The sequence below is a fragment of the Actinosynnema sp. CS-041913 genome, from assembly GCF_050942485.1.
Taxonomy (GTDB): domain Bacteria; phylum Actinomycetota; class Actinomycetes; order Mycobacteriales; family Pseudonocardiaceae; genus Actinosynnema.
This window is the reverse complement of sequence record NZ_CP192037.1, coordinates 2,838,042-2,862,277: the sequence shown is the minus strand read 5'-3', so window position 1 is coordinate 2,862,277 and position 24,236 is coordinate 2,838,042. Positions and strand designations below refer to the sequence as shown.

Genomic DNA, 24,236 nt, shown 5'->3' with positions numbered 1-24,236 from the left:
GTCCTCACATCCGGAAGACGCCGTAGCCCTCGGCGCCCTTGATCTGTCCACTGTGGATCGCCGACAGGCAGAGCCCGAGGACGGTGCGGGTGTCGCGCGGGTCGATCACGCCGTCGTCGTAGAGCCGCCCGGACAGGAACGCCGCGAGCGACTGCTGTTCGATCTGGCCCTCGACCATCCGCCGCATGACCGCGTCGTGCTCCTCGTGGTACTCCTGCCCCTTCGCGGCGGCGGCCTGCCGGGCGACGATCGACAGCACGCCCGCGAGCTGCACCGGCCCCATCACGGCGGACTTGGCGTTGGGCCAGGTGAACAGGAAGCGCGGGTCGTAGGCCCGACCGCACATGCCGTAGTTGCCCGCGCCGTAGGACGCGCCCATCACCACGGTCAGGTGCGGCACCTTGCTGTTGGACACGGCGTTGATCATCATCGCGCCGTGCTTGATGATGCCGCCCTGCTCGTACTGCGCGCCGACCATGTAGCCGGTGGTGTTCTGGAGGAACAGCAAGGGCGTGTCGCTCGCGTTGGCGAGCTGGATGAACTGCGTGGCCTTCTGCGCTTCGGCGCTGAACAGCACGCCCCGCGCGTTGGCCAGGATGCCGATCGGGTAGCCGTGCAGGTCGGCCCAGCCGGTGACCAGGCTGCCGCCGTAGTCGGGCTTGAACTCGTCGAATCGCGAGCCGTCCACGATCCGGGCGACGACTTCCCTGGGGTCGAACGGAATTCGCAGGTCCGTCGGCACCAGGCCGAGCAGTTCCTCCTCGTCGTGGCGGGGGGCTTCGGACTCCTTCGGCCGGGGACCGAGCTTGCGCCAGTTCAGCCTTGCCACGACCCGCCTGGTCAGCCGGATCGCGTCGACCTCGTCCTCGGCGACGAAGTCCGCGAGACCCGATGTCGTGCCGTGCATCCGGGCCCCGCCCAGGGATTCGTCGTCGGACTCCTCGCCGGTGGCCATCTTCACCAGCGGCGGGCCGCCGAGGAACACCTTGGAGCGCTCGTCGATCATCACCACGTAGTCCGACATGCCCGGCACGTACGCGCCGCCCGCCGTGGCGTTGCCGAACACCGTGCTGATGGTCGGGACGCCGGCGGCGGAGAGCCGGGTCAGGTCGCGGAACGCCCGCCCGCCGGGGATGAAGATCTCGCTCTGGCTCGGCAGGTCCGCGCCGCCCGACTCGACCAGGCCGATCAGCGGCAGCCGGTTCTGCAACGCGATGTCGTTGGCGCGGAACGTCTTGCGCAGCGTCCACGGGTTGCTCGCACCGCCGCGCACGGTCGGGTCGTTGGCGACGATCACGCACTCGACGCCTTCGACCACGCCGATGCCGGTCACGACGCTCGCGCCCACCGGGTAGTCGGTGCCCCACGCGGCCAGCGGGGACAGCTCCAGGAACGGGCTGTCCTGGTCGACCAGCAGCTCGATCCGCTCGCGCGCGAGCAGCTTGCCGCGCTTGTGGTGCCGCTCGGTGTACTTCGGGCCGCCGCCCGCGAGCGCCTTGGCCTGCTCGGCGTCCAGCTCGGCCAGCTTGCCCAGCAACGCTTCCCGGTTCTCGCGGTACTCGGCGGACCGGGTGTCCAGCCTGGTGCGCAGCGTGGTCATGCGGTGAACCCCAATCGTTTCGCGGCCAGCTCCACCATCACCTCGGTGGCCCCGCCGCCGATGCCCAGGATGCGGGCGTCCCGGTAGTGCCGTTCCACTTCGCTGTCCCGCATGTACCCCGCGCCGCCGTGTAGCTGGACGGCGGCGTCCACGACGAACGAGCACGCCTCCACGGCGGCGTTCTTGGCGAAGCAGACCTGGGCGACGCACTCCTCGCCGTTCGCCACCCGCACCGCGACGTCCCTGGTGTAGACGCGGGCGAGGTCGATGCGCTGCGCCATCTCCACCAGCTTGTGGCGCACCACCTGCCGGCCCATCAGCGGGCGGCCGAACGTCTCCCGCTGCCGCGTGTAGGCGATCGTGAGGTCCAGGCACCGCTGGGCGGTGGCGTAGGCCTGCACCGCCAGCGACACCCGCTCCACCTGGAACTGGCGCATGATCAGTCCGAAGCCGCCGTTTTCCGGGCCGACCAGGTTCGCCACCGGCACCCGTGCGTCCACAAAGGACAGCTCGGCGGTGTCCGAGCAGTGCCAGCCCATCTTCTCCAACCGCCGGTCCACACCGAAGCCGGGCGTGCCCTTCTCGACCACCAGCAGGCTGACGCCCTGGTAGCCGGGTCCGCCGGTGCGCACCGCCGTGGTGACGAAGTCCGCGCGGTCGCCGGAGGTGATGAACGTCTTGCCGCCGTTGACGAGGTAGTGGTCGCCCTCCCGGCGCGCGGTCGTGCGCAGGGCCGCCACGTCCGACCCGCCGCCGGGCTCGGTGACCGCCAGCGCGCCGATCAGCTCGCCCTCCAGCGTCGGCCGGACGAACCGGTCGATCAGGTCCTCGTTGCCGGAGTCCACGATGTGGGGCAACGCGATCCCGTGCGTGAGCAGTCCCGCGACCAGACCGGACGAGCCACCCGCCTGGATCAACTCCTCGGTGGCCACGACGGTGTCGATCAGGTCGCCCGCGCCGCCGACGTGCTCGGGGAAGCCGATGCCCAGCAGGCCGATCTTCGCGGCCGTGCGGTGCAGCTCACGCGGCAGCTCGCCGGCGCGCTCCCAGTCCGCCAGGTGCGGCACTACCTCCCGCTCGGTGAACCTCCGCACGGTGGCCCGGAGTTCTGCGCGCTCCGGGGTCTCGAACAGCGTCGTCACAGCAGCACCTCCGGGATGTCGACGTGGCGTGAGCGCAGCCATTCGCCCAACGCCTTGGCCTGCGGGTCGAACCGGGTGGACGAGGCCACCCCGTCGCCGAGCAGGCCGTGCAGCACGAAGTTCAGCGCCCGCAGGTTCGGCAGCTCGTAGCGGACGACCTCGCCCGCCTCGGGCAGCAGTTCCTTGAGCCGGGCGACGGTCAGCTCCCCGACCAGCCACGCGTACTGCTCGTCGGTGCGCACCCAGACACCCAGGTTGGCGTCGCCGCCCTTGTCACCGGACCGCGCGCCGGCGATCGTGCCCAGCGGAAGCCTCATCCGCCGACCACCTTCCCGTCCGGCAGAACGGCTTGGTGCCGCACGGAGTCCCGGGGCAGGTATGCGGCCCGGTAGACGCCGAACGGCGTGCCGTCACCGGGCGGGGCGGTCACGTGGAAACCGGGGTACGACCCCAACGCCAACTCGATGCCCGCGCGCGAGAACGCCTTGGCCCGCTTGGGGTCCGTGGTCTTGATCACCGCGTGCAGCAGCGCGCCGGCGGCCTCCTCGGTGTCCGCGTCGACGTGCTCGGTGCGCGCCAGCGTCCAGGTCAGGCCGTCGGAGCCGATCGCGTCCTCCAACTGGCTCCGCACGAGCGCGGCCTTCGCCTCGATGTCGAGTCCACACAGGACGAACGTGGTGGCGTTGCGGAAGCCGCCCAGGAAGTTCAGGCACACCTTCACGGTCTCCGGCGGCGGGCTGCCCTCGACCCCGGAGATCCGCACGCCGCGCGGGTGCGGCTCCAGCCGGATCGTGTCGAAGTGGCTCACCACGTCCGGCCCGAGGTAGGCGGGGTCGCCGATCTCGTACAGCAGTTGGGCCGTCACGGTGTCGACGGTGACCGCGCCACCCGTGCCGTCGTGCTTGGTGATGACCGACGAGCCGTCCTGGTGGACTTCGGCGATCGGGAAACCCGGCCTGGCGACGTCGATGTCGGTGAAGAACGAGTAGTTGCCCCCGGTGGCCTGGGTGCCGCACTCCAGCACGTGCCCGGCGACGGTCGCGCCCGCCAGCGCCGCCCAGTCGTCCCGCGCCCACCCGAAGTGCGCGGCGGCCGGACCGACGACCAGCGACGCATCGGTGACCCGACCGGTGACGACCACGTCCGCCCCGGCCTTCAGCGACTCGGCGATGCCCCACGCGCCGAGGTAGGCGTTCGCGGTCAACGCGTCCGGGAACCGCTCCCGGACGTCGTCGCCCGTCACGTAGGCGACCTTCGCGCCCAACCCGAGCTCGTCGATCGCCTTCGCCAACCCGGCGGGGTTGAGCCCGCCCGCGTTGGACACGATCTTCACCCCGCGTTCCAGGGCGAGACCGAGGGATTCTTCGAGCTGGCGCAGGAAGGTGCGGGCGTAACCGAGGTTCGCGTCCTTCAGCCGGTCGCGGCCGAGGATGAGCATGGTCAGCTCGGCGAGGTAGTCCCCGGTGAGGACGTCGAGCTGCCCGCCCTCCACCATCTCTCGCACGGCGGAGAACCGGTCGCCGTAGAAACCGGAGGCGTTGCCGATCCGAATCACGACCGCCCCCGCTCAGCCGTTCCCGTTGCCCGCCTCGCTTCGGTCTGGATCACGACCGCCCCCGCTCGGCCGATCCCTTTGCCCGCCCCGAGCCGGGAGGCCCGGCGAAGGCCTGCGCGATCGGCAGCCAAGCCCGCGCCACCTCCCCGGTCGCCGTCACCGCCAGGTCTTCCCGATGCCGCCGTTGCGTCGCCAACAGGCAGAAGTCCAACGCCGGCCCGCTGACCCGGTTCGCCGCGCCCTCCGGCCCCCAGGTCCACCGCTCACCACCCGGCCCGACCAGCTCCACCCGGACCGGCTCGGCCGGCGCCGGCAGGCCGTTGACCAGGAACGCGTACCCGAACGCCCGGACCGCGATGTGCGCCACGTGCTTCAGCCGAGCCGTCGGCTCACGGGTGACGCCCAACGTGTCGGCCACGTCCTGCCCGTGCGCCCAGGTCTCCATCAACCGCGCGGTGGCCATGGACGCCGGGCTCATCGGCGGCCCGAACCACGGCACCTTCGCACCCGCCGGCACGGCCAACAGGGCTTGTTCCAGGGCGACTCGCCCGGCCCGCCACTCGGCCGGCGTCACCGGCTCCTCCGCGCCCCGGTCGACCAGGTCCGGCGTCGCCGTCCTCAGCGCCTCGGCGAACCCGTCCGGGTCGGTCGCGGCGAGCGCGGCGATCCGGTCGGTCCACCGCAGGTGGCTGATCTGGTGCGCGATCGTCCACCCCTCGGCGGGAGTGGGCGTGCTCCAGTCGGCCGGCGCGACCAGCTCGTCCAGCACGGCGCTCTCCGCGCGCAGGTCGTCCAGGATTCCGGTGATCACAGCGAGGCCTCCAGCATCCGCGCCCAGTGCCGGACGATCCGCTTGCGCCGCTTCCCGTCGTCGGTGAGCTGGTTGGCCAACGCCAGGCCGCGCACCAGGTCGAGGGTGATCTGCACGGCTTCACGAACGCCCGGCTTGGTCTCGTCGGCGTCCAACAGCTCCACCGCGAGGCGGTGGGTTTCCCGGCCCAGCCGGACTTCCAGCGGCACCACGACGGTCTTGAGGTCGGCGTCGGTGCGCGCGGCGACCCACAGTTCCAGAGCCGCCGTGAACAGGTCGCTGGCGTAGAAATCGGCGATCAGCTCGACCACCGCCGGGATGCGCTCCTGCGGCGAACCCCCGTTGAGCCGCGCGGCGCGTTCTTTCAGGTGCAGCACACTCTCCACACCTAGATGCTCGACCGCCGCCGCGACGAGTTCACCCCGCGTGCGGAAGTGGTGCAACTGCGCCCCACGCGAAACACCGGCGCGCTCCGCAACCACCGTGGTGGTCGTCCCCGACCAGCCCAGCTCGACCAGGCACTCGACCGTAGCCTCCATCAGCTTGCGCCGGGTGCCCCGACTGCGGTCGGCCTGCCGCCGTCTCGTCTCGATGGCCATACGGACGAGTGTTCCGCGCCACTAACAAACAGTCAAGACTGCTTGTTAGTGGCGCGGCTCATGCCCAGAAGATCACCAGCCACCCTGGACCATGGTCTGGAACAGCCAGGCCCCGTCCTTCTTCACCAACAGGTCGCCGTACCGCACGACCTGGGAGTACTCCCCCACCGTGATCGTGGCGTCGGTGACCACGAAGACGAGGTTGGCGTTGAGGAAGACCGGCGTCCGCACCGACTCCATCTCCACATCGCCCTCCCCGAGCTGCGCAGCCATGTCGACCAAGAACCGAGCCCGGTCCCACGACTCCGCAGACCCATCGGTCACCGCGTTGACCGGGAACAACGCCATCCCGGCCATCGCCTCGACATCCTTCGCCACCGCCAACGCGTCCCACCGCGCAAACCACTCCAGGACGCCCGCCACGTCCTCATCCGAAGGCACGAACCCAGCACCACTACCCGGCACAGCACTCATGCCGTACAGTGTACCGTACGAAGTACGGCACCAGCGGAGACCACCTCCTCAAAGAAATAGATCTTTACGCAACGACACCACCGCAGAGAAACCACAACGCAAGGCGACCAGCACCTACGCAGGTCTGGGCTCAAGCCGGGAACGCTAAGCAGCGGCACCACATCATCGCTAAGCCCCTGATGCTGCCAGGGACGGCTGGAACGCCACGCGCGCTACGGATCGCGCACTTGCGGCTGCCAGGTCGCGTGCTCTTCGGGCCGAAGGCACGCGACCTGGCACGCTGGGCGGGTCGCTCTGCGGGCGGCGCGTTGCGCTGACACCGGTCCCCCGACAGCCTTTAGGGCTCCCGATGATGTGGTCCCGTTGCGTGCTGTCCCCGGCTTGAGCCCAGACCTGCGTGCTTCTGGAGCGCTCTGAGTCCGTGGTCCCTCTTCTGCCGTCCTTCTGCGTAAAAAACGAGAGCAAAAGACGGCTGTCAGATCAGGCTGGCGTCCCTGCCGTCGTTAGAGCAAAGTCAACTGCTCCTGATCGACCCGCGCGTCAGAGGCTGCCGGAAGGCTGCCCTCCGGCCACACCCCATCCTCATCGCCGGGCACGCCCACCGTGTCGAGGCTGCGCTTCACATCCAAGCCGTGCCGCCGCAGCAGAGGCTGGATCCGGGCCGACAGCCACCGCCGGTAACGGGCGTCGACGTACGAGCCGCGCGCATAGAGCTTCCGGTACCCGTCAGCCAAGTCCGGACGTTCCCGCACGAGCCACCGCGCGAACCACTCCCGCGCACCAGGCCGCAGGTGCAGCGGCAGCACGGTCACCCCGGAAGCGCCCGCCGCCGCGATCTCCGCCAGCAGCGCGTCCAGCCGCTCCACCGAGTCGGTCAACCCCGGCAGCACGGGCGCGACGAACACCCCGCACGGGAGCCCGGCCTCGCGGATCTTGCGCACCAGTTCCAGCCGCGCCTGCGGACTCGGCGTGCCCGGCTCCAGCCCGGCCTGCAATTCGCGGTCCAGCAAGGCGATCGACACACCGATACCGACGGACACCTGCGAAGCCGCTGCACGCAACAGCGAAAGGTCCCGCGACAGCACGGTCCCCTTGGTCAGGATGGAGAACGGCGTGTCGGAGTCCGCCAATGCCTTGATGATCCCCGGCATCAGCGCGTACCGGCCCTCGGCCCGCTGGTACGGGTCCGTGTTCGTGCCCATGGCCACGTGCTCGCGCTGCCAGCGTCGAGACTTCAGTTGTGTCGTAAGGACTTCCACCGCGTTGACCTTCACCACGACCTGCGTGTCGAAGTCGCGACCGGCGTCCAGATCGAGGTAGGTGTGCGTTTTGCGGGCGAAGCAGTTGTGGCTGACCAGCCCGTTCGCCACGAAGTCCCCGGTGCCGGTGCTGATGTCGTACAACGTCCGCGACACGCCGAGCGCTTCGACCGACACGACGGCGAGCTGTGTCTGGCGAGGAACCTCCATGCCCTCCACGGCGTTGCCGCGTGCCACGACGGGGTTCGTCAGGTGCAGGAAGCGCAGCTTCTCCGCCAGGCCGCCGATGATCCGCACCCCGCGCACCTCCACCACATGCAGGATCTTCAGGCGCATCAACGCCAACACAGCCGCCTCGAACACCACACTGTCCGAACTGGACACCACGAGTTCGCCGCCGGTAGCCGAGCCGCGCGCGTCGAACAGGCCCGCCAGGAAGCCCTTGGACCAGTCGTCACCGGGCACGGTTGGCCACTCGATCAGGTCGCCCTCACGGGGAATCTCGCCCGCCGCGTACTCCTGCGCCCGCGCCAGCACATCCGGGTCGCCGGGCAGGCCGCCGCGCACCACGCCCCACAGGTAGCCGCGCCGGTACTCGTCGTTCACGGTCGGCGGCGCGGCGAACCGGCCCGTCCCGACCAGTCGGGCGCCCTTCACCAGGAACGGCCGCTCCTCGAAGTCCGCGCAGCGGCCGGGGGTGAGGTGCTTCCAGCCGGTGTCGGTGAGGAACCGGTGGCTGCCGCTCGCGACGACCTGCGTGCCGTCCTCCAGGGTCAGCCGGTACGCGGGCTTGACGGTCGTCCAGTGCGCCTGGACCCGCGTGGCGACGAACCGGCCCTCGTGCGTGCCGAACACCTCTTCGCCCACCGAGAGTTCCGCGATGGGCTTGGTGCGGCCGTCCGCGAGCAGGACGGGCGTGTCGCCGGCCAGGCAGTAGGTGCAGGCGTGCGTGCAGCCCCGGTACGGGTTGACCGTCCAGCCGAACGGCAACCGGCCGCCGGGGACCTTGTTGAGCACGGACTTGGCACGCACCTCGTGGAACACGACATCGGCGAAGTCGGGAGTTCGTACGCTGCGGACCAGTCCCGGCAACCCCGGCAGAGCCTGCTGCCGGTCCGCCCCGTCCTTCTGCCCGTCCCATCGCATGCCCACATTCGAACACGCGTTCGAACTGCCGTCAAACGGAGTACCGTTGTCGCTACTGGACGTCATCCTCTGGCCCTTCAACACCCCCGCGGTCACCTTCGCCGGCGTCACGACGAGCTGGGGCGAGGTGGCGGGTTTCGTCACGGGCGCCCTGTGCGTGTGGCTGGTGGCCCGGCAGAACCCGTGGAACTGGCCCATCGGCATCCTCAACAACCTCGCGTTCCTCGTGCTGTTCGCGACCGGCGGGCTCTACGCGGACTCGGGCTTGCAGCTCGTGTACATCGCGCTGGCGCTCTACGGCTGGTGGGCATGGCTGCGCGGCGGGACCGAACACACCCCGCTGCCGGTCAGCCGCACAACCCCGACGCAGTGGTGGTGGCTGCTCGCGGCAGGCGTTGCGGGCACACTGCTGATCGCGTGGGTGCTCATCTCGTTCACCACGTCGACCGTGCCGTGGGCGGACTCGATCACCACGGTGCTGTCCCTGCTGGCCACGTGGGGCCAGACCCGCAAGAAGGTCGAGTGCTGGTGGCTGTGGATCGCCGCCGACGTGATCTACGTCCCGTTGTACGCCTACAAGGACCTGTGGCTGACCGCGATCCTCTACCTGGGGTTCATCGTGCTGTGCGTGCTGGGTCTGCGGAATTGGACCCGTGCCCTGCGGGCGGACCGGGTGCCGGCATGACCGAGTTCGCGCACTCCCTGGTGCTGGGCAAGTTCTACCCGCCGCACGCCGGCCACCACCACCTGATCCGGACGGCGGTCGCACGCAGTTCCCGCGTCACGGTCACCGTGCTGGCGTCGTCGGTCGAGTCGATCCCGGTGGCGTCACGGGTCGCGTGGCTGCGGGCCGAGCACGCGGGGACACCGGGCCTGGTGATCCTCGGTGACGTCGACGACCACCCGATGGACTTCCACAGCGACACGGTGTGGGAGCTGCACATGGGCGTGACGCGGGCCGTACTGGCGCGGCGGGCGATCCTGGACGGCGATCCGGCGCTCGCGCCGGTCGACGCCGTGTTCTCCAGTGAGTCCTACGGTGACGAAATGGCCAAACGCCTTGGCGCCCACCACGTCCTGGTCGACCTCGAACGATCCGCGCACCCGGTCTCCGGCACGACCGTCCGGGCGTCACCGCGGGCGAACTGGCACCACCTCGCGCCCGCGACGCGCGCCGGCCTGTGCGCGCGGATCGTCGTGGTCGGGGCCGAGAGCACCGGCACGACGACGCTGTCGCGACAACTCGCGGCGCACCTCGGCGCGTCCTGGGTACCCGAATACGGCCGGCTTCACACCGAGCACAAACTGGCCGCCGCACGAGCCTTCGACCCGGCCGCGTCCGTCGACAGTCTGGTGTGGACGGTCGGCGACTTCCAGGACGTGGCCGAGCGGCAACGGGAACTGGCCGACGCGGCAGCCGCCGAACGACCGGTTTTGGTGTGCGACAACGACTCCTGGGCCGCGACCGTGTGGGGCCACCGCTACCTGGGCGCACCACACGCGGCCATCGCGCCCGCCGCCCACCGGCCCGCCCTGTACCTGCTGACCGACCACGAGGGCGTGCCGTTCGAGCAGGACGGGTGGCGGGACGGCGAGCACCTGCGCACGTGGATGACCGGGCTGTTCCGTGCGGGTCTGGAGGAGCGGGGCGTGCCTTGGCTGCTGGTCACCGGCTCACCTGCCGCCCGATTGGAGCAGGCTGCGGCGGCGTGCGAATCGGTGCTGGCAGAGCACTTCCGCTTCACGGACCCGTTGGGCTAGGCCGTCAGCGCGGTCTTTAGCGGCCGAAAATGTCCAGGTCTGTCCGCCCGGTGGCGGTCGGACCCTTGTGCCACGCTGACGCGGGAGACGGGAGGCGGGGTGGCTGCGATCGGGGACGTGGGCGCAGGGGTCCGGGCCGCGTGCACGAAAGGCATGCAGGCCCGCGCCGCGCTGGAACAGGCGGAAGACCTGGCCCAAGCGGCACACGACATGTTGGCTCGCGCGTTGGAAGGCGCGCGTCACCTCGAATCGGACGGGGCGCAGGTGTTGGCCGCGTTCACCGGGGTAGTGGATGCGTGTAAGGGTTACCTGTGGCCACTGCTGAACGAGGCCGTGAAAGAGACTGAGCGCTACGCGGACCGTTTGGCGGCCGAGCAGGCCCCGACTGGTCAGCGGCCCGCCGGTCTCCCGGCGCAGCCACAGCAACAGCCCCCGGCCCGGCAGGTCGAACCGTATGACCCGCCCGTGATCCCGCCCGAACGGATCGAACAGCTAAGACGCGAGTTGCCTCCGCCAGTGGTGCCCAACACCGGTCAGAAGACACACGGGCAGTGGATTGCGCCCGACGGTACCGTCCGAGCGGTTCGAAGTGGGTTCGATCAGGACTCCGCTTTGGTTCAGAACCAGTTGGCCCGGATGGGGATGCCTGGCGGTTCCGGGCGTTCCGGGGACGTGGAACAGAAGTTGGCCGCACACATGGTGGCGAACGGCATCGGACACGCCACGCTGATCATCAACCACCGGCCGTGTCGCGGGCGCGACGATTCCTGTGACACCCTCGTGCCGATCCTCTTGCCGGAAGGATCGACCTTGACGGTGCACGGACAAACCGCCAACGGCACCCGAACCCGCACCCGTTACACAGGAGGAGTCGAACCGTGGTGGACCTAGAGGCGTGGTACGACGAAGAACAGGACGACGCCGTGACCGTCCGCACCCCGGGCGAGCTGGACGCCGTGTTGGACACCGTGGCCGCATGGGACGGCCGGATCATCGTGCACCTGAAACCAGCCCGACCGGTGGACATGAATATGCGCCGCAGGACTCTGGACGTCGGCGTGCACGGCAAGGCCGACCGGGGTGCACTCGTCTACAACGCACCGGACGGGCGTTGGTTCAGCAAGGCCGCGTCCGACACGAACGCGAACCAGGACGAACGAATCCTGTACTACTACATGAATTCGGACACCGAATACCCGGCCGACGCCGAAATCCCGCTGGACGTGGTGCGCCGGGCCGCGCACGAGTACCTGACCATGGAGGGGCAGCGACCGACCGCCTCTACCTGGCAGACACCCCCCGCGTGGTACCCAACGGCCGGGTGACGGCCTCGGCCGGTTTCGAGCCCAGGAGTCGGTCCGGATCGCGAACGAGGCGATGGAGGCCGCCGACCTGGCTGCGGGTGAAGCCCGGTCGGCGGCCTCCGCGGCGGCAGCCGTCAAGAGGACCCGTGCGGCGGGTTAGATGGTCACCATGACTTGGTCCAGCGTCTTGCGGACCAGGTTGGGCACTACGCAGTCGTCCGCCGGGTAGCCGATCGGGACCACCGCGAACGCCTTCTCGTTGCGCGGGCGGCCCAGCACCTCGCCCAGGAACTTCATCGGCGACGGCGTGTGCGTCAGCGCCGCGAGGCCCGCGAGGTGCAGGGCGGTGAGGAGCATGCCGACCGCGATGCCCACCGACTCGTCCACGTAGTAGTGCTTGCGGCTGCTGCCGTCGGGTTCGAGGTAGAAGCGCTGCTGGAAGACGACCACCAGTTCCGGCGCGTCGGTGAGGTGCGGTTTGACGTCGTCGGTGCCCAGCGGGCGCAGGGCGTCCAGCCACTCGTCGCCCAGTCGGCCGTTGTACGAGATGCGCTCCTCGTGCTCGGCGGCGGCCCGGATCGCCTTGCGCACCTCGGGGTCGACCACGCGGACGAAGGTCCACGGCTGCTGGTGCGCCCCGCTCGGCGCGGTGGAGGCGACGGCGATCGCGTCCAGCACGACCTGGGTGGGCACGGGATCCGGGGAGAACATCCGGACCGTGCGGCGCTCGTCCATGCGGGCGCGCAGGTCGGCCGCCGTGCGCAGGGACTGCTCGATCGGCATCCGGGCGGGCCGGTAGGGCACCGGCTCGAAGTCCCGGCCGTGGATGGGAGTCCAGTTCGTCACCCCACGGACTGTGGCACCCGAGCCGTTTCGATTGAAGACCTCTACCCGAAATTCGCACCGAAGTGTCCGGATAGCGAACATGCGGCACGTGATCGACTCGTGACCGCGCGTGGGACGACGCCGAGGGGAAAGTGGCGGGGTGTGCCCGAATGGTCCATTGTGGACAACGTCGGCGTGCCCGCGCCACGGTCGTGCGTATAGGGGGCAACGAGATGAAGGCTGTCGGTGCGATGCTCGTCGCCGCGGTGCTCGGCGCGGGACTGGCGGGGTGCGACCAGGGCGAGCGGGCTTCGTCGAGCACCACCGCGACGACGACCACGACTACGACGCCCAGCGTGTCGACGCCGAGCGTCTCGTCCACGGCCGGGACCGTCGTGCCCACCGGAAACCCGTCGGAACCGACGCCGGTCCTGGACCACTCCGGGTTCGGCGCGATCAAACTGGGCATGACGAAGGAGGAGCTGGAGGCCACCGGCCTGGTCGGCGGCGTGGCCGGCCCGGCCGGCGAAACCTGCGAGCTGTACCCGCTGCAGTCCGGCAACGGCGGCGTGTGGGTCCAGAACGACGGCACGGGAGTCGCCTCGATCATCGTCAAGGGCGACGTGCAGACCGCCGAGGGCGTCCGGACCGGCGCGACCAAGGCCGAGGTGCGCGCCGCGTACCCGGCGCTGGAGGAGGGCGTGAGCTGGGACGCGGCGCCGGTCGGCGAAGGGGTCAAGTACGGCTTCCTGAACGACCCGGTCACCGACATCCTGGTCTTCAAGAGCGCCATGGTCTGCCACAACTAGGCTCCACCGCCCCGGGCCGTCGACTCCGGGCGACGGTCCGCGGCGCGTCTCATGATCGGGCAGTATGAGCGCGTGCACGCCAAGGACCTGATCGCCGCGCACGGCCACGGGCACGGCCACCCCGCCGAGCCGTCTTCCGCGCCGGTCCGCAAGCTGCTGCTGGTCCTGCTGCTGCCGCTGGTGCTGGCGACCGTCGTGGGCGCGCTGCTGCTCTACCCGTTCGGCCACGAGCAGCCCACCGGCGCGGACGCCGGCCTCACGCAGATGCCGGTGCGCGGCGACGTGACGGCCGTGGCGCGCGGCGGGTGCGGGCCGGAGACCGAGCAGGCCGGTGGGACCGGGTGCGTGCTGGTGACGGTCCGGATGACCGACGGCGCGGCGGCCGGGCGCGACGTGCGGATACCCGTGCCGGACCAGGCGGGCTCGCCGACGTTCGGCGTGGGTGACGCGGTGGTGCTGTCGTTCGGCGGCGGTGATCCGACGGCCGGCCAGTCCTACCAGCTCGCCGACTTCCAGCGCGGCGTGCCGATGCTGCTGCTCGCGGTGCTGTTCGTGGCGGCCGTGCTGCTGCTCGGGCGCTGGCGGGGGCTGGCCGCGCTCGGCGCGCTCGTGCTGAGCTTCGTCGTCCTGGTGCTGTTCGTGCTGCCCTCGATCCTGGCGGGCGAGGACCCGCTGACGGTCGCCGTGGTCGGGGCCGGGCTGATCATGTTCGTGGTCCTCTACGTGACGCACGGCGTGTCCGCCCGCACCTCCGCGGCGGTGCTGGGGACGCTGGTCAGCCTCGCGCTGATCGGCGTGCTGGGCGCGGTGTTCGCGGCGTTCGGCAAGCTCACCGGGCTGGACCAGGACACCGCGAACCTGGTGTCGCTGCTCGGGCACGGCATCGACACCCGGGGGCTGTTGCTGGCGGGCACGATCATCGGCGCGCTCGGCGTGCTGGACGACGTGACCGTGACGCAGACCAGCGCGGTGTGGGAACTGCGGCGGGCCAACCCGTCGCTCGGGTTCCGCGACCTGTACGCCGCCGGGTCGCGGATCGGCCGCGACCACCTGTCCTCGGTGGTGAACACGCTGGTCATGGCCTACGCGGGCACGGCGCTGCCGCTACTGCTGGCGTTCTCGCTGTCCGGCCGGAGCCTCGGCGAGATCCTGACCGCGCAAGAGGTGGCCCAGGAGGTCGTGCGCACCCTGGTGGGCAGCATCGGCCTGGTCGCGGCCGTGCCGATCACGACGGCGCTGGCCGCTTTCGTCGCGGGCCGGGAGGACGTGCCCGAACCGGAGTTCGCGGACGAGGACGAGCCCTACGACGAGCCCGCGGACGAGTGGGACGACGAGGAGCCGGCGCCGGACCGGTGGACGCGGGTGACCGGCGACCTGCGCACCGGGTACGACCCGGACAAGGGGCCGTGGCGGCGGCCCGTCTGACGTGCCCGGCGCCGCTCGCGGGCAACACCGGCGGGCCGGACGAGTCGATCCGCGTGCCGGCAGGTTGCGGGGCACCGCGGAGCGTTTGGGCAGACTCGCGGACCGGCTGCCCGACCGCAGGCGGCGCAGCCAGGCGCTACCGGGATAATCACCGGTGTGGGACGCACCCGGAAGGCCGACGAGACCGTCACGAGGGAGGTCGACTCGGGCATCGCCGAACTGGTCCCCGACCCGGACGTGCCCCGCGCGTGGACGCTGCGCCTGAACGGCACCCCGCAGTCGCACGTGGACCTGGACGACCCCCGCCGCCTGGAGTTCGAGTACGTCCGCCGGCTCGGCCACGTCGCCGACCTCATCGCGCCCGACGACGACCCGATCCGCGCCCTGCACCTGGGCGGCGGCGCGATGTCCCTGCCGCGGTACATCGCCGACACCCGGCCCCAGTCGGCGCAACAGGTCGTGGAGATCGACGCGGCCCTGATCGACCTGGTGCGCGGCCTCCTGCCGCTGAACCGCACGTGGCGGGTGAAGATCCGCAACGGCGACGCCCGCGAGGTCTTGGCGAAGGCCCCGGAGGACACGTTCGACCTGGTGGTGACCGACGTCTTCGCGGGCGCGCGGACGCCGGCGCACCTGACGTCGGTCGAGTTCGTGGAGCTGGCGGCCCGCACGCTGCGCGGCGGCGGGATCTACGCGGCGAACATCGGCGACGGCGGCCCGCTGGCCTTCGCGAAAGCCCAGGCGGCGACCGTGCGGGCGGTGTTCCCGCACGTGTGCGTGGTGGCCGAGCCCGCGGTCTTCCGGGGCCGCCGCTTCGGGAACTTCGTGCTCCTCGGCTCGTACGTCGAACTGCCCATCGCGGACCTGGCCCGCCGCACCGCCGGCGACCCGTTCCCCGGACGGGTGGCCCACGACGCCTCGCTGACCAGGTTCATCGGCGGCGCGCCGACGACGACGGACGAGACCGCCACCCAGTCCCCTCCGCCACCCAGGGGCACCTGGGGCCTGCCGGCCGACTGACCGCTCACCACCGGGCACGGCCTCACCGCCGACGAGCGTGCCGGAGCGCCGGTCCGGCAGTTCGCCGGCCACACCCGAGCGCCGGCCCGAGCCCTAGTCCAACGTCGACACGAAGCGCGAAATGGCGTCCGGGTTCAGCTTCTGCGCCAACCGGCCGGACGGCGCGAGCGACCCCAACTGGTACAGCGGCCGGTCCGCCGCCACCACCCCGCGGGCCTCCGCCCGCAACTGCGCCACCAGCAGCTCCGAGAACACCAGGCCGGGCGCGTCACCACGCCCGGCCAGCACGTCGGCCAGTTTCCGCAACCCGAACACGCCCTGCTCACGCCCACCGGTGCCGGCGTAGATCGCCAGCGCCAGGTTGATCGCCTTGCCGCCGCCGCGCACGAACAGCCCCACGGTGCGGCTGCCGCGCATGTCCGTCACCAGCAGGTCGAGCTGGTCGGCCGTGTGCAGGTCCACCGAACGCGTGCCGAAGGCGCGCACGGACAGGACGTGGCCCTCCAGCCACACCCGCCGACGCGCCTCCGACCACGCCAACAACAGCAGCGGCACGGCGAACACGGCCGCCGTGACCAGACCGGCGGTGCGGCCGGCGAGCAGTCCCAGCAACCCGCCGAACGCGGCGGCCACCATCAGCGCGCCGATGCCCACCGTCCGCGCGCGCTTGCGCACCGCGGCCGGGTCCAGCAGGTCGAGGGGAATGCGGTCGCTCACCGGCCCAACGCCTCCCGCACCGAGATGACCACGTCCACCAGCGGCACCTCGCGCTGGTCGCCGGTGGCCAACTCCTTGAGCTGCACGACGCCCGCCTCGATGTCCCGCTCGCCCAGCACCAGCGCGAACCGCGCGCCGGACCGGTCGGCGCCCTTCATCGCGCCCTTCAGACCCTTGCCGCCGTACGCCAGGTCGAACCGCACGCCGGTCGCCCGCAACGCGCCCGACAACGCCACCAGGCGCGACTTCGCGGCCTCGCCCAACGGCACGCCGTACACGTCGCACCGCGACACGTCACCCGGCTGCACGCCTTCAACCTGGCACGCCAACAGCGACCGGTCCACACCCAGGCCGAAACCGACGCCGGACAGCGGCTGGCCGCCCAACTGCTCCATCAGCCCGTCGTACCGGCCGCCGCCGCCGATGGCGGACTGCGCGCCCAGGCCGTCGTGCACGAACTCGAAGCACGTCTTGGTGTAGTAGTCCAGGCCGCGCACCATGCGCGGGTTCTCCACGAACTTCACGCCCAGCTCGTCGAGGTAGCCCTTGACCTGCTCGTAGTGCGCGCGCGAGGCGTCGGAGAGGTGGTCGCGCATGAGCGGCGCGTCCGCGACCATCGCCCGCACCTCGGGGCGCTTGTCGTCCAGCACGCGCAGCGGGTTGATCGACGCCCTCCGCCGGGTCTCGTCGTCCAGCGGCAGCTCCGCCAGGAACGCCTGGAGCTTCTCCCGGTACGCGGGCCGGTCCGACGAGTCGCCCAGCGACGTCAGCTCCAGCCGGTACCCGGTGAGGCCCATCTCCCGGAACGCCTCGTCGGCGATCGCGATGACCTCGGCGTCCAACGCGGGGTCGTCCACGCCGACGGCCTCGACGCCGACCTGGTGGAACTGCCGGTACCGGCCGGACTGGGGCTGCTCGGCGCGGAAGAACTGGCCGGCGTACGCGAGCTTCAGCGGCAACTGGCCCTTGTCGAGGCCGTGCTCGATGACGGCCCGCATCACGCCCGCGGTGCCCTCGGGGCGCAGCGTGATGGACCGGCCGCCGCGGTCGGTGAAGGTGTACATCTCCTTCGTGACCACGTCGGTGGACTCGCCGACACCGCGCGCGAACAACGCGGTGTCCTCGAAGACGGGCAGCTCGATGTAGCCGTACCCGGCACGGCGCGCGGATCCCAGCAGGATGTCGCGGACCGCCAGGAACGTGGCGGAAGTAGGCGGGAAGTAGTCGGGCACGCCCTTGGGGGCGGAGAACGCGGTCACGGTGTCTACAGTCCTCGGTGCGGTGCGGCGGGCGCGTCATCACCCAGTTCCAGCAGGAACGGGTTGCTCAGGCGCTCACGGCCGATGGTCGTCGTGGGCCCGTGGCCGGGCAGGACCACCGTGTCGTCGTGCAGCGTCAGCACTTTCGAGCGCAGTGACGCCAGCATGGCGCGGTGGTCGCCGCCCGGCAGGTCGGTGCGTCCGATGGAGCCGGCGAAGAGGGTGTCGCCGGACAGCACGAGCCGTCCGCCCTCCTCGGTGCCGGCGCGGAACATCACCGACCCGCCGGTATGGCCTGGTGTGTGGTCGACGGTCAGCCGCAGACCCGCGAGCTCCAACTCGGCGCCGTCGTCCAGCGCCCGCACCTCGCGCGGCTCGCGCATCTCCAGGTTGCCGCCGAAGAACGCGCGCGACTCGGCGCTGATGCCCTTCAACGGGTCGGAGAGCAGCACGCGGTCGTCGGGGTGGATCCACGCGGGGATGTCATTGCCGTCGCAGACCGGCGCGACGGAGAACGTGTGGTCGAAGTGCCCGTGCGTGAGCAGCACGGCGACCGGCGACAGGCGGTGCTCGCGCAGCGCCTCGGCCACCGGCTCGGCCGCGTCCTGCCCGGGATCGACCACCACGCACGGCCCGCCGGCCTCCGTGGCCAGCAGGAAGCAGTTGGCCTGGAGGGCGCCGGTGGGGAACCCGATCACCAGCACGCGGACACCTCTCGTCGGCAACGGAACGGCAACAGATGCCTATGGACCTGTTAACCAGCCTATCCGCCTGACGCCAGCTATATACGAGCCCCCTAGACTGCTGTCCGATCGTCGCCGGTCGACGCGAGAACAGGGAGGTTGCAGGTGCCGACCAACGTGCAGCGCCGCGAGCAGGCCAAGCGGAAGCTGGAGCGCCAGCTTGTCCGCCGGGCGGAGCGCGCGAAGCGGCGCCGGATCGTGGCCGTGGTCGTGACAGCGGGCCTGGTGGTCGTTGTCGCGGGTGGCGCCTACTTCCTGGCGACCGCCGACTTCGGCAAGAGCGGCGACGACGCCGCAGCCAGCTCCACGAGCGCCGCGCCCATCCAGATCCCGAGCGAGGTCAAGGCGCTCCCGAAGCGCCCGACCCCCCTAGCCGACCCGGTGAACTGCGAATACCGCCCGTCGAAGGAAGCGTCGGCCAAGGAGGGCACCAAGGCCCCCGAAGCCGCAGGCGTCCCGTCGACCGGCACGACGTCCGCCACCATCAAGGCGAACATCGGCGAACTGAAACTGACCCTGGACCGCTCGCTGGCCCCGTGCACGGTGAACAGCTTCGTCAGCCTGATCAAGCAGGGCTACTTCGACGGCACCACGTGCCACCGCATCGGCACCCAGGGCCTCCAGATGCTCCAGTGCGGCGACCCGACCGGCTCGGGCAGCGGCGGACCGGGCTACGCGTTCGACAACGAGACGTGGCCCGAACTGACCTACGGCCGGGGCTACCTGGCCATGGCGAACGCCGGCCTGGACCAGGAGACGCAGAAGGGCACGAACGGCAGCCAGTTCTTCATCGTCTACGGCGACGCCCAGCTATCCCCGGACTACACGGTCTTCGGCAGCCTGGACGAAGCCGGCTTGAAACTGGTGGACGAGGTGGCGCGAGCAGGCCACGACGGCTCCTTCGACCCGTCCCCGGGCGGCGGAAAGCCGAACAAGGAAGTGAAGTTCGAGACGGCCACCGTCTCCTGAAGTTCGAGACGATCACCGACTCCTAGGCACAAACGCGAAGGGGCCCCAGCACTCGGGAGAGGAGTGCCGGGGCCCTTTCGTCTTCCCCGCCGGCGTGTGAGGCACCCGGCAACCCGATCGTGACACCGCCTACTGACGTTTCGCTGACGCCAACACACAGCAGCAAGAAGCCCGCGCCAGCACAGCCCGGGGCCTCGTGTTCTCCCCGTATGGCCTGCCCGCAGGGAACCGCGCTTGTCCAGGGAGCGCAAGCACGCTTTTCGCTTGCGCTCCCTGGACAAGGGTGGTGGTCTTTGACCAGGCCATACGGGGAGAACACGACGCCCTACCCACTCCTTGGCGGCCTGCCAAGCGGCGAGCGTCGCTTTTAGCTCTTCGTCTTGAATCAGGAGGCCGAAGTAACCCGATACACGTCATAAACACCCTCAACACTGCGCACAGCCTTCAACACATGCCCCAAATGCTTGGGATCCCCCATCTCGAACGAGAACCGACTAACCGCCACCCGATCCCGAGAAGTAGTAACCGAAGCAGAAAGAATATTAACCTTCTCATCGGCCAACACCTTGGTCACATCCGACAGCAACCGATGCCGATCCAACGCCTCAACCTGAATAGCCACCAAGAACACGGAAGAGGAAGAAGGAGCCCACTCCACATCCAACAACCGCTCAGGAGTCTGCAACAACTCATCGGCATTGGTGCAATCCGTCCGATGCACCGAAACCCCACCACCCCGGGTGACAAACCCGAGGATGTCATCCCCGGGCACCGGCGTGCAGCACCGAGCCAACTTCACCCAGACATCGGCGGCATCCTTGACGATGACCCCGGCATCCCCGGTAACCCGCCGCCGAGCCACCGTGGACGGCGTGGAACGCTCAGCCAGCTCCTCTTCAGCATGGTCGACCCCACCGAGTTGGGCAACCAACCGCTGAACCACATGACGGGCAGAGGTATGCCCCTCCCCCACCGCCGCGTACAACGCCGACACATCGGGGTAGTGCAGCTCTTTGGACAACGCACCCATGGAATTGGCGGACACCAGGCGCTGCAACGGCAGCCCGACCCGCCGGACTTCCTTGGTGATGGAGTCCTTGCCGACCTCGATGGCCTCTTCCTTGCGCTCCTTCGCGAACCACTGCTTGATCTTCGCCTTGGCCCGGGGCGAGGCGGCGAACGACAGCCAGTCCCGCGACGGCCCCGCGCCCTCCGCCTTGGAGGTGAAGATCTCGATGACCTCACCGTTCTCCAGCTTGCGCTCCAGCGCCACCAGCCGGCCGTTCACCCGCGCCCCGATGCACCGGTGCCCGACTTCGGTGTGCACGGCATACGCGAAATCGACCGGCGTGGAGCCGGTCGGCAACGTCACCACATCGCCCTTCGGCGTGAAGACGAAGATCTCCCGCGCGGCGAGGTCGAACCGCAGCGACTCCAGGAACTCACCGGGGTCGGCGGCCTCGCGCTGCCAGTCGAGGAGCTGGCGCATCCACGCCATCTCGTCGACCTCGACACCCTTGCCGCTGTGCGTGCCCCGGGTCTCCTTGTACCGCCAGTGCGCCGCGATGCCGTACTCGGCGGTCCGGTGCATGTCGTAGGTCCGGATCTGCACTTCCAGCGGCTTGCCGTCCGGGCCGATCACGGTGGTGTGCAGCGACTGGTACACCCCGAACCGGGGCTGCGCGATGTAGTCCTTGAACCGGCCCGGCATGGGCTGCCACAGCGCGTGCACCACGCCCATGGCCGCGTAGCAGTCGCGGACCTCGTCCACCTGGATCCGCACGCCCACCAGGTCGTGGATGTCGTCGAAGTCGCGGCCCCGGACGATCATCTTCTGGTGGATCGAGTAGTAGTGCTTGGGACGACCCTCCACCTTGGCGGTGATCCGCGCGCCCTCAAGCTGGGAGGACAGCTCGTTGATCACGCCGCTGAGGTAGGTGTCGCGCGACGGGGCGCGGTTCGCCACCAGGCGGACGATCTCGTCGTACTTCTTGGGCTGGAGGATGGCGAACGCCAGGTCCTCCAGTTCCCACTTCACCGTGGCCATGCCCAGGCGGTGGGCCAGTGGCGCGAGGACTTCGAGCGTCTCGCGGGCCTTGCGCGCCTGTTTCTCCGGCGGGAGGAAGCGCATGGTGCGCATGTTGTGCAGGCGGTCGGCCAGCTTGATGACCAGGACGCGGGGGTCCTTGGCCATCGCGATGACCATCTTGCGGATGGTCTCCGCCTCGGCCGCCGCGCCCAGCTTGACCTTGTCCAGCTTCGTGACGCCGTCCACGAGGAGCGCGACCTCGTTGCCGAAGTCGACGCGGAGCTGGTCGAGCGAGTAGTCGGTGTCCTCCACCGTGTCGTGGAGGAGTGCGGCCACCAGCGTGGTGGTGTCCATGCCCAGCTCGGCCAGGATGGTGGCCACCGCGAGCGGGTGCGTGATGTAGGGGTCACCGGACTTGCGACGCTGGGGGCGGTGCTTCTCCTCGGCCACGTCGTAGGCGTGCTGGAGGAGGGCCAGGTCGGCCTTGGGGTGCAGGTCGCGGTGGACCGCGGCCAGGGGTTCCAGGACCTGTTTGACCGGGGCCGCCCGTTGGGCCGTGATCCGGCGGGCGAGTCGTGCGCGCACGCGCCTCGTGGCCGACGGGGGCCTTGCCGGGGCCGGCGTCGCTGTTGGTTCGGTGTCTTGGCTCAACCACGCTCCTCGGGGCTAGGAATCGAGGATAGCTCTGTGGTGGGGGTTGGCCGGGGTGCTGGCCGATGAGCGGTGAAGTTCACACGGTGAACTGCAGGTGGGGGTTCGGTCGGACGGGTCGGGCGTTTGGAGGGGGTCTCTGCTGATTTGCGTTCTGAAAAGCGTCCTCGCCGGACTGGCAGGCCGCCAAGGATGATCACAAAAGCAGGACTCGGGCGTCGTGCCATCCCCGTATGACCTGGTCAAAGACCACCACCCTTGGGTCGGGAGCGCAAGCGAAAAGCGTGCTTGCACTCCCCACCCAAGCGCGGTTGCCCTGCGGGCAGGCCATACGGGGATGACACGCAGCCCACCGACCGGAGTGCGCGCTGCGCGCGCCGGGGCGACGAGCGTGAAGCGCGCCACCGCGAAGAGCGCGGAGCAGGCGGCTGTGGCTGGTCAGATGGCCAGTAGGGCGTCTACCTCGCGGCCGGCTAGGCGGTCTCGGCCGCCCAAGGCCTGGATTTCCAGGACTACCGACACGCCGGTTACTACGCCGCCTGCTCGTTCCACCAGTGCGCACGCTGCTGCGGCCGTGCCGCCGGTGGCCAGCACGTCGTCTACCACTACCACCTGTTGACCTGGGCTGATGGAGTCCGCCGGCAGTTCCAGCGTCGCCGTTCCATATTCCAGGTCGTACGACACCCGCTGGGCTACGGCGGGGAGCTTGCCCGGTTTGCGCAGGGGCACCACGCCGTAGCGCCAGCCGTAGCCCAGGGCCGCGCCCAGGAGGAAGCCCCGGGACTCGATTGCCGCCACGATCTCGGTGTCCGGGTGGATCTTGTCCTGTAGGGCGTCCACTACCGCGCGCAGCGCGTCGGGATTGGCCAGGACTGGCGTGAGGTCCCGGAAGACCACCCCTGGTTTGGGGAAGTCCGGGACCTCACGCAGTAGCCCTAGGGCTCGGTCCAGCTTCAACGGTGCTTCTTGCCGGTTGGGCGGCGTCGGGTGTCGGCGGCCGTCTTGCCCGTTCGGCTCGGGACGCCGGCTGCGGCGGTCAGGGCCTTTTCCTTGCGGAGTTCCGCCTGGAGCGACTCGTCGTCCGTCGACTCCACGACGATGTCGCCGCCGGTGGCCGGTTCGCCGGAGGCCTTGCGGGCCAGGTTGTCGCGGCGGGCCTTCACGCGGGCTGCCTGCGCCCGGTAGCGCGGGTCGCGCATCTTCAGGTCCACGGCTACCGGGGTTGCGATGTAGATCGACGACAGCGCGCCGATCGCCATACCGGTGAGCTGCACCAGCGCCAAGTCCTTCAAGGTGCCGACGCCGAGCAGGCCCACGCCGATCGCCAGCAGGCCCAGGACCGGCAGGAGGGCGATCAGTGACGTGTTGATCGACCGCATCAGGGTCTGGTTGACGGCCAGGTTGGCGGCCTCGCCGTAGGTCCGCCTGGTCAAGCCGAGGATTCCTCTGGTGTTCTCCTTGACCTTGTCGAACACCACGACCGTGTCATAGAGCGAGAAACCCAGGATTGTCAGCAGGCCGATCACGGTCGCCGGGGAGACCTCGAAGCCCACCAGCGAGTAGATGCCGGCCGTGATGACGACGTCGTGCACCACCGCGACCAGCGCCGCGACGGCCATCTGCCACTCGAAGTAGAGCGCCAGGAAGATCGCCACGGCGAGGAAGAACACGCCGAGCGCGATCAACGCCTTGGTGGTGATCGCGCCACCCCAGGACGCGGACACGGCGCTGTCGCTGATCGTCTCGACGCCGCCGGTGGGCTTTAGGTCGGCGTTCAGGGCCGCCTTGAGGGTCGCGACCTGCGCCGCGTCCAAGGTCTCCGTGCGGATCTGGATGGTGGCCGACGCGCCCGTGCCCACGGTCTGCACGGCGGTGGGCTCATGGCCCAGGGCCTTGGTGAAGCTCTCCTTGGCCGCCTCGTTGCCGATCTCGCCGGACGCCGACACGGCCGGCAACTGGACGCGCGTGCCGCCGGTGAAGTCGATGCCCGCGTTGAAGCCCTTGAACAGGATCGACGCCGTGCACACCAGCAGGATCAGGCCGAAGAGGATGTACCAGCGCTTGCGCTTGCCGATGATGTCGAACGCGCCCGTCCCGACGTACAGCCGGTGGAACACACTGCCCTTGGACTGTGCCAT

21 protein-coding genes and 1 pseudogene are annotated in these 24,236 nt (G+C 70.0%); 8 read left to right on the top strand and 14 right to left on the bottom strand.

Annotated elements, in window-relative coordinates; genetic code table 11:
• Window positions 1-4: 4 nt before the first annotated feature.
• From ACQPZF_RS13800 to ACQPZF_RS13770, 7 genes and pseudogenes are all read right to left on the bottom strand, one after another.
• Window positions 5-1,600 carry an acyl-CoA carboxylase subunit beta gene (locus ACQPZF_RS13800; protein ID WP_433271789.1) on the bottom strand — a complete coding sequence of 532 codons (1,596 nt, stop codon included), beginning with the start codon at window positions 1,598-1,600 and terminating at the stop codon, window positions 5-7.
• Window positions 1,597-2,742 carry an acyl-CoA dehydrogenase family protein gene (locus tag ACQPZF_RS13795; RefSeq protein ID WP_433271788.1) on the bottom strand — a complete coding sequence of 382 codons (1,146 nt, stop codon included), beginning with the start codon at window positions 2,740-2,742 and terminating at the stop codon, window positions 1,597-1,599. The genes ACQPZF_RS13800 and ACQPZF_RS13795 overlap by 4 nt, the downstream gene beginning before the upstream one ends.
• Window positions 2,739-4,237, bottom strand: a pseudogene (locus ACQPZF_RS13790) (acyclic terpene utilization AtuA family protein). The gene ACQPZF_RS13795 and the pseudogene ACQPZF_RS13790 overlap by 4 nt, the downstream one beginning before the upstream one ends.
• Before the next feature lie 109 nt (window positions 4,238-4,346).
• Window positions 4,347-5,108, bottom strand: coding sequence for a TIGR03084 family metal-binding protein (locus ACQPZF_RS13785; RefSeq protein WP_433271787.1), 762 nt, complete (start codon window positions 5,106-5,108; stop codon window positions 4,347-4,349).
• Entirely contained in the window at window positions 5,105-5,707 is a 603-nt protein-coding gene (locus ACQPZF_RS13780; protein WP_433271786.1) for a TetR/AcrR family transcriptional regulator, read from the bottom strand. Before ACQPZF_RS13780 ends, ACQPZF_RS13785 begins: the two co-directional genes overlap by 4 nt.
• A gap of 72 nt (window positions 5,708-5,779) precedes the next feature.
• Complete coding sequence (locus ACQPZF_RS13775) at window positions 5,780-6,181, bottom strand: nuclear transport factor 2 family protein (RefSeq protein WP_433271785.1); 402 nt, start codon at window positions 6,179-6,181, stop codon at window positions 5,780-5,782.
• Window positions 6,182-6,684: 503 nt separating this feature from the next.
• The gene (locus tag ACQPZF_RS13770; RefSeq protein ID WP_433271784.1) at window positions 6,685-8,586 is read right to left on the bottom strand and encodes an intein-containing Rv2578c family radical SAM protein; all 1,902 of its coding nucleotides are present in this window, start codon (window positions 8,584-8,586) and stop codon (window positions 6,685-6,687) included.
• A gap of 46 nt (window positions 8,587-8,632) precedes the next feature.
• On the opposite strand from ACQPZF_RS13770, the gene pnuC reads away from it, so the two are divergent.
• The 4 genes from pnuC (at window position 8,633) to ACQPZF_RS13750 (ending at window position 11,672) form a co-directional block, all read left to right on the top strand.
• Window positions 8,633-9,271 carry a nicotinamide riboside transporter PnuC gene (gene pnuC / locus ACQPZF_RS13765; RefSeq protein ID WP_433271783.1) on the top strand — a complete coding sequence of 213 codons (639 nt, stop codon included), beginning with the start codon at window positions 8,633-8,635 and terminating at the stop codon, window positions 9,269-9,271.
• Window positions 9,268-10,347, top strand: a complete 1,080-nt coding sequence (locus tag ACQPZF_RS13760) for an AAA family ATPase (protein WP_433271782.1) — start codon at window positions 9,268-9,270, stop codon at window positions 10,345-10,347. The genes pnuC and ACQPZF_RS13760 overlap by 4 nt, the downstream gene beginning before the upstream one ends.
• Window positions 10,348-10,446: 99 nt before the next feature.
• Complete coding sequence (locus ACQPZF_RS13755) at window positions 10,447-11,238, top strand: DddA-like double-stranded DNA deaminase toxin (protein WP_433271781.1); 792 nt, start codon at window positions 10,447-10,449, stop codon at window positions 11,236-11,238.
• A complete protein-coding gene (locus ACQPZF_RS13750) occupies window positions 11,226-11,672 on the top strand; it encodes an Imm1 family immunity protein (RefSeq protein ID WP_433271780.1) in 447 nt (148 codons plus the stop codon). Before ACQPZF_RS13755 ends, ACQPZF_RS13750 begins: the two co-directional genes overlap by 13 nt.
• Before the next feature lie 135 nt (window positions 11,673-11,807).
• Here the strand turns inward: ACQPZF_RS13750 and ACQPZF_RS13745 are convergent, their stop codons facing one another.
• Window positions 11,808-12,434, bottom strand: a complete 627-nt coding sequence (locus ACQPZF_RS13745) for a nitroreductase family protein (RefSeq protein WP_433274548.1) — start codon at window positions 12,432-12,434, stop codon at window positions 11,808-11,810.
• Between the two features lie 275 nt (window positions 12,435-12,709).
• On the opposite strand from ACQPZF_RS13745, the gene ACQPZF_RS13740 reads away from it, so the two are divergent.
• The 3 genes from ACQPZF_RS13740 (at window position 12,710) to ACQPZF_RS13730 (ending at window position 15,730) form a co-directional block, all read left to right on the top strand.
• Window positions 12,710-13,285: a hypothetical protein gene (locus tag ACQPZF_RS13740; protein WP_433271779.1), complete on the top strand. Its 576-nt coding sequence runs from the start codon at window positions 12,710-12,712 to the stop codon at window positions 13,283-13,285.
• A gap of 72 nt (window positions 13,286-13,357) precedes the next feature.
• Window positions 13,358-14,710: a YibE/F family protein gene (locus ACQPZF_RS13735; RefSeq protein WP_433271778.1), complete on the top strand. Its 1,353-nt coding sequence runs from the start codon at window positions 13,358-13,360 to the stop codon at window positions 14,708-14,710.
• Between the two features lie 156 nt (window positions 14,711-14,866).
• Complete coding sequence (locus ACQPZF_RS13730; protein WP_433271777.1) at window positions 14,867-15,730, top strand: spermidine synthase; 864 nt, start codon at window positions 14,867-14,869, stop codon at window positions 15,728-15,730.
• 93 nt (window positions 15,731-15,823) lie between these two features.
• Here ACQPZF_RS13730 and ACQPZF_RS13725 read toward each other — a convergent pair whose 3' ends face one another.
• The 3 genes from ACQPZF_RS13725 to ACQPZF_RS13715 are packed head-to-tail and all read right to left on the bottom strand — an operon-like array spanning window position 15,824 to window position 18,410.
• The gene (locus ACQPZF_RS13725) at window positions 15,824-16,447 is read right to left on the bottom strand and encodes a hypothetical protein (protein WP_433271776.1); all 624 of its coding nucleotides are present in this window, start codon (window positions 16,445-16,447) and stop codon (window positions 15,824-15,826) included.
• The gene (hisS, locus tag ACQPZF_RS13720) at window positions 16,444-17,706 is read right to left on the bottom strand and encodes a histidine--tRNA ligase (protein ID WP_433271775.1); all 1,263 of its coding nucleotides are present in this window, start codon (window positions 17,704-17,706) and stop codon (window positions 16,444-16,446) included. The genes ACQPZF_RS13725 and hisS overlap by 4 nt, the downstream gene beginning before the upstream one ends.
• A 5-nt stretch (window positions 17,707-17,711) precedes the next feature.
• The gene (locus ACQPZF_RS13715) at window positions 17,712-18,410 is read right to left on the bottom strand and encodes an MBL fold metallo-hydrolase (protein WP_433271774.1); all 699 of its coding nucleotides are present in this window, start codon (window positions 18,408-18,410) and stop codon (window positions 17,712-17,714) included.
• 144 nt (window positions 18,411-18,554) lie between these two features.
• Here ACQPZF_RS13715 and ACQPZF_RS13710 point away from each other — a divergent pair, with 144 nt between their 5' ends.
• Window positions 18,555-19,418, top strand: coding sequence for a peptidylprolyl isomerase (locus ACQPZF_RS13710; RefSeq protein ID WP_433271773.1), 864 nt, complete (start codon window positions 18,555-18,557; stop codon window positions 19,416-19,418).
• Window positions 19,419-19,803: 385 nt separating this feature from the next.
• Here the strand turns inward: ACQPZF_RS13710 and ACQPZF_RS13705 are convergent, their stop codons facing one another.
• From ACQPZF_RS13705 to secF, 3 genes are all read right to left on the bottom strand, one after another.
• Window positions 19,804-22,098 (bottom strand): RelA/SpoT family protein, encoded by a 2,295-nt coding sequence (locus ACQPZF_RS13705; RefSeq protein WP_433271772.1) that lies wholly within the window; start codon window positions 22,096-22,098, stop codon window positions 19,804-19,806.
• 438 nt (window positions 22,099-22,536) lie between these two features.
• A complete protein-coding gene (locus ACQPZF_RS13700; RefSeq protein WP_433271771.1) occupies window positions 22,537-23,055 on the bottom strand; it encodes an adenine phosphoribosyltransferase in 519 nt (172 codons plus the stop codon).
• Complete coding sequence (secF, locus tag ACQPZF_RS13695; protein ID WP_433271770.1) at window positions 23,052-24,236, bottom strand: protein translocase subunit SecF; 1,185 nt, start codon at window positions 24,234-24,236, stop codon at window positions 23,052-23,054. Before secF ends, ACQPZF_RS13700 begins: the two co-directional genes overlap by 4 nt.

Excerpts from the sequence above, each read along its gene's own strand:
- ACQPZF_RS13800 (WP_433271789.1), bottom strand. The coding sequence starts at position 1,600 with ATGACCACGCTGCGCACCAGGCTGGACACCCGGTCCGCCGAGTACCGC.
- ACQPZF_RS13780 (WP_433271786.1), bottom strand. The coding sequence starts at position 5,707 with ATGGCCATCGAGACGAGACGGCGGCAGGCCGACCGCAGTCGGGGCACC.
- ACQPZF_RS13775 (WP_433271785.1), bottom strand. The coding sequence starts at position 6,181 with ATGAGTGCTGTGCCGGGTAGTGGTGCTGGGTTCGTGCCTTCGGATGAG.
- ACQPZF_RS13770 (WP_433271784.1), bottom strand. The coding sequence starts at position 8,586 with ATGCGATGGGACGGGCAGAAGGACGGGGCGGACCGGCAGCAGGCTCTG.
- ACQPZF_RS13760 (WP_433271782.1), top strand. The coding sequence starts at position 9,268 with ATGACCGAGTTCGCGCACTCCCTGGTGCTGGGCAAGTTCTACCCGCCG.
- ACQPZF_RS13745 (WP_433274548.1), bottom strand. The coding sequence starts at position 12,434 with ATGCCGATCGAGCAGTCCCTGCGCACGGCGGCCGACCTGCGCGCCCGC.
- ACQPZF_RS13740 (WP_433271779.1), top strand. The coding sequence starts at position 12,710 with ATGAAGGCTGTCGGTGCGATGCTCGTCGCCGCGGTGCTCGGCGCGGGA.
- secF (WP_433271770.1), bottom strand. The coding sequence starts at position 24,236 with ATGGCACAGTCCAAGGGCAGTGTGTTCCACCGGCTGTACGTCGGGACG.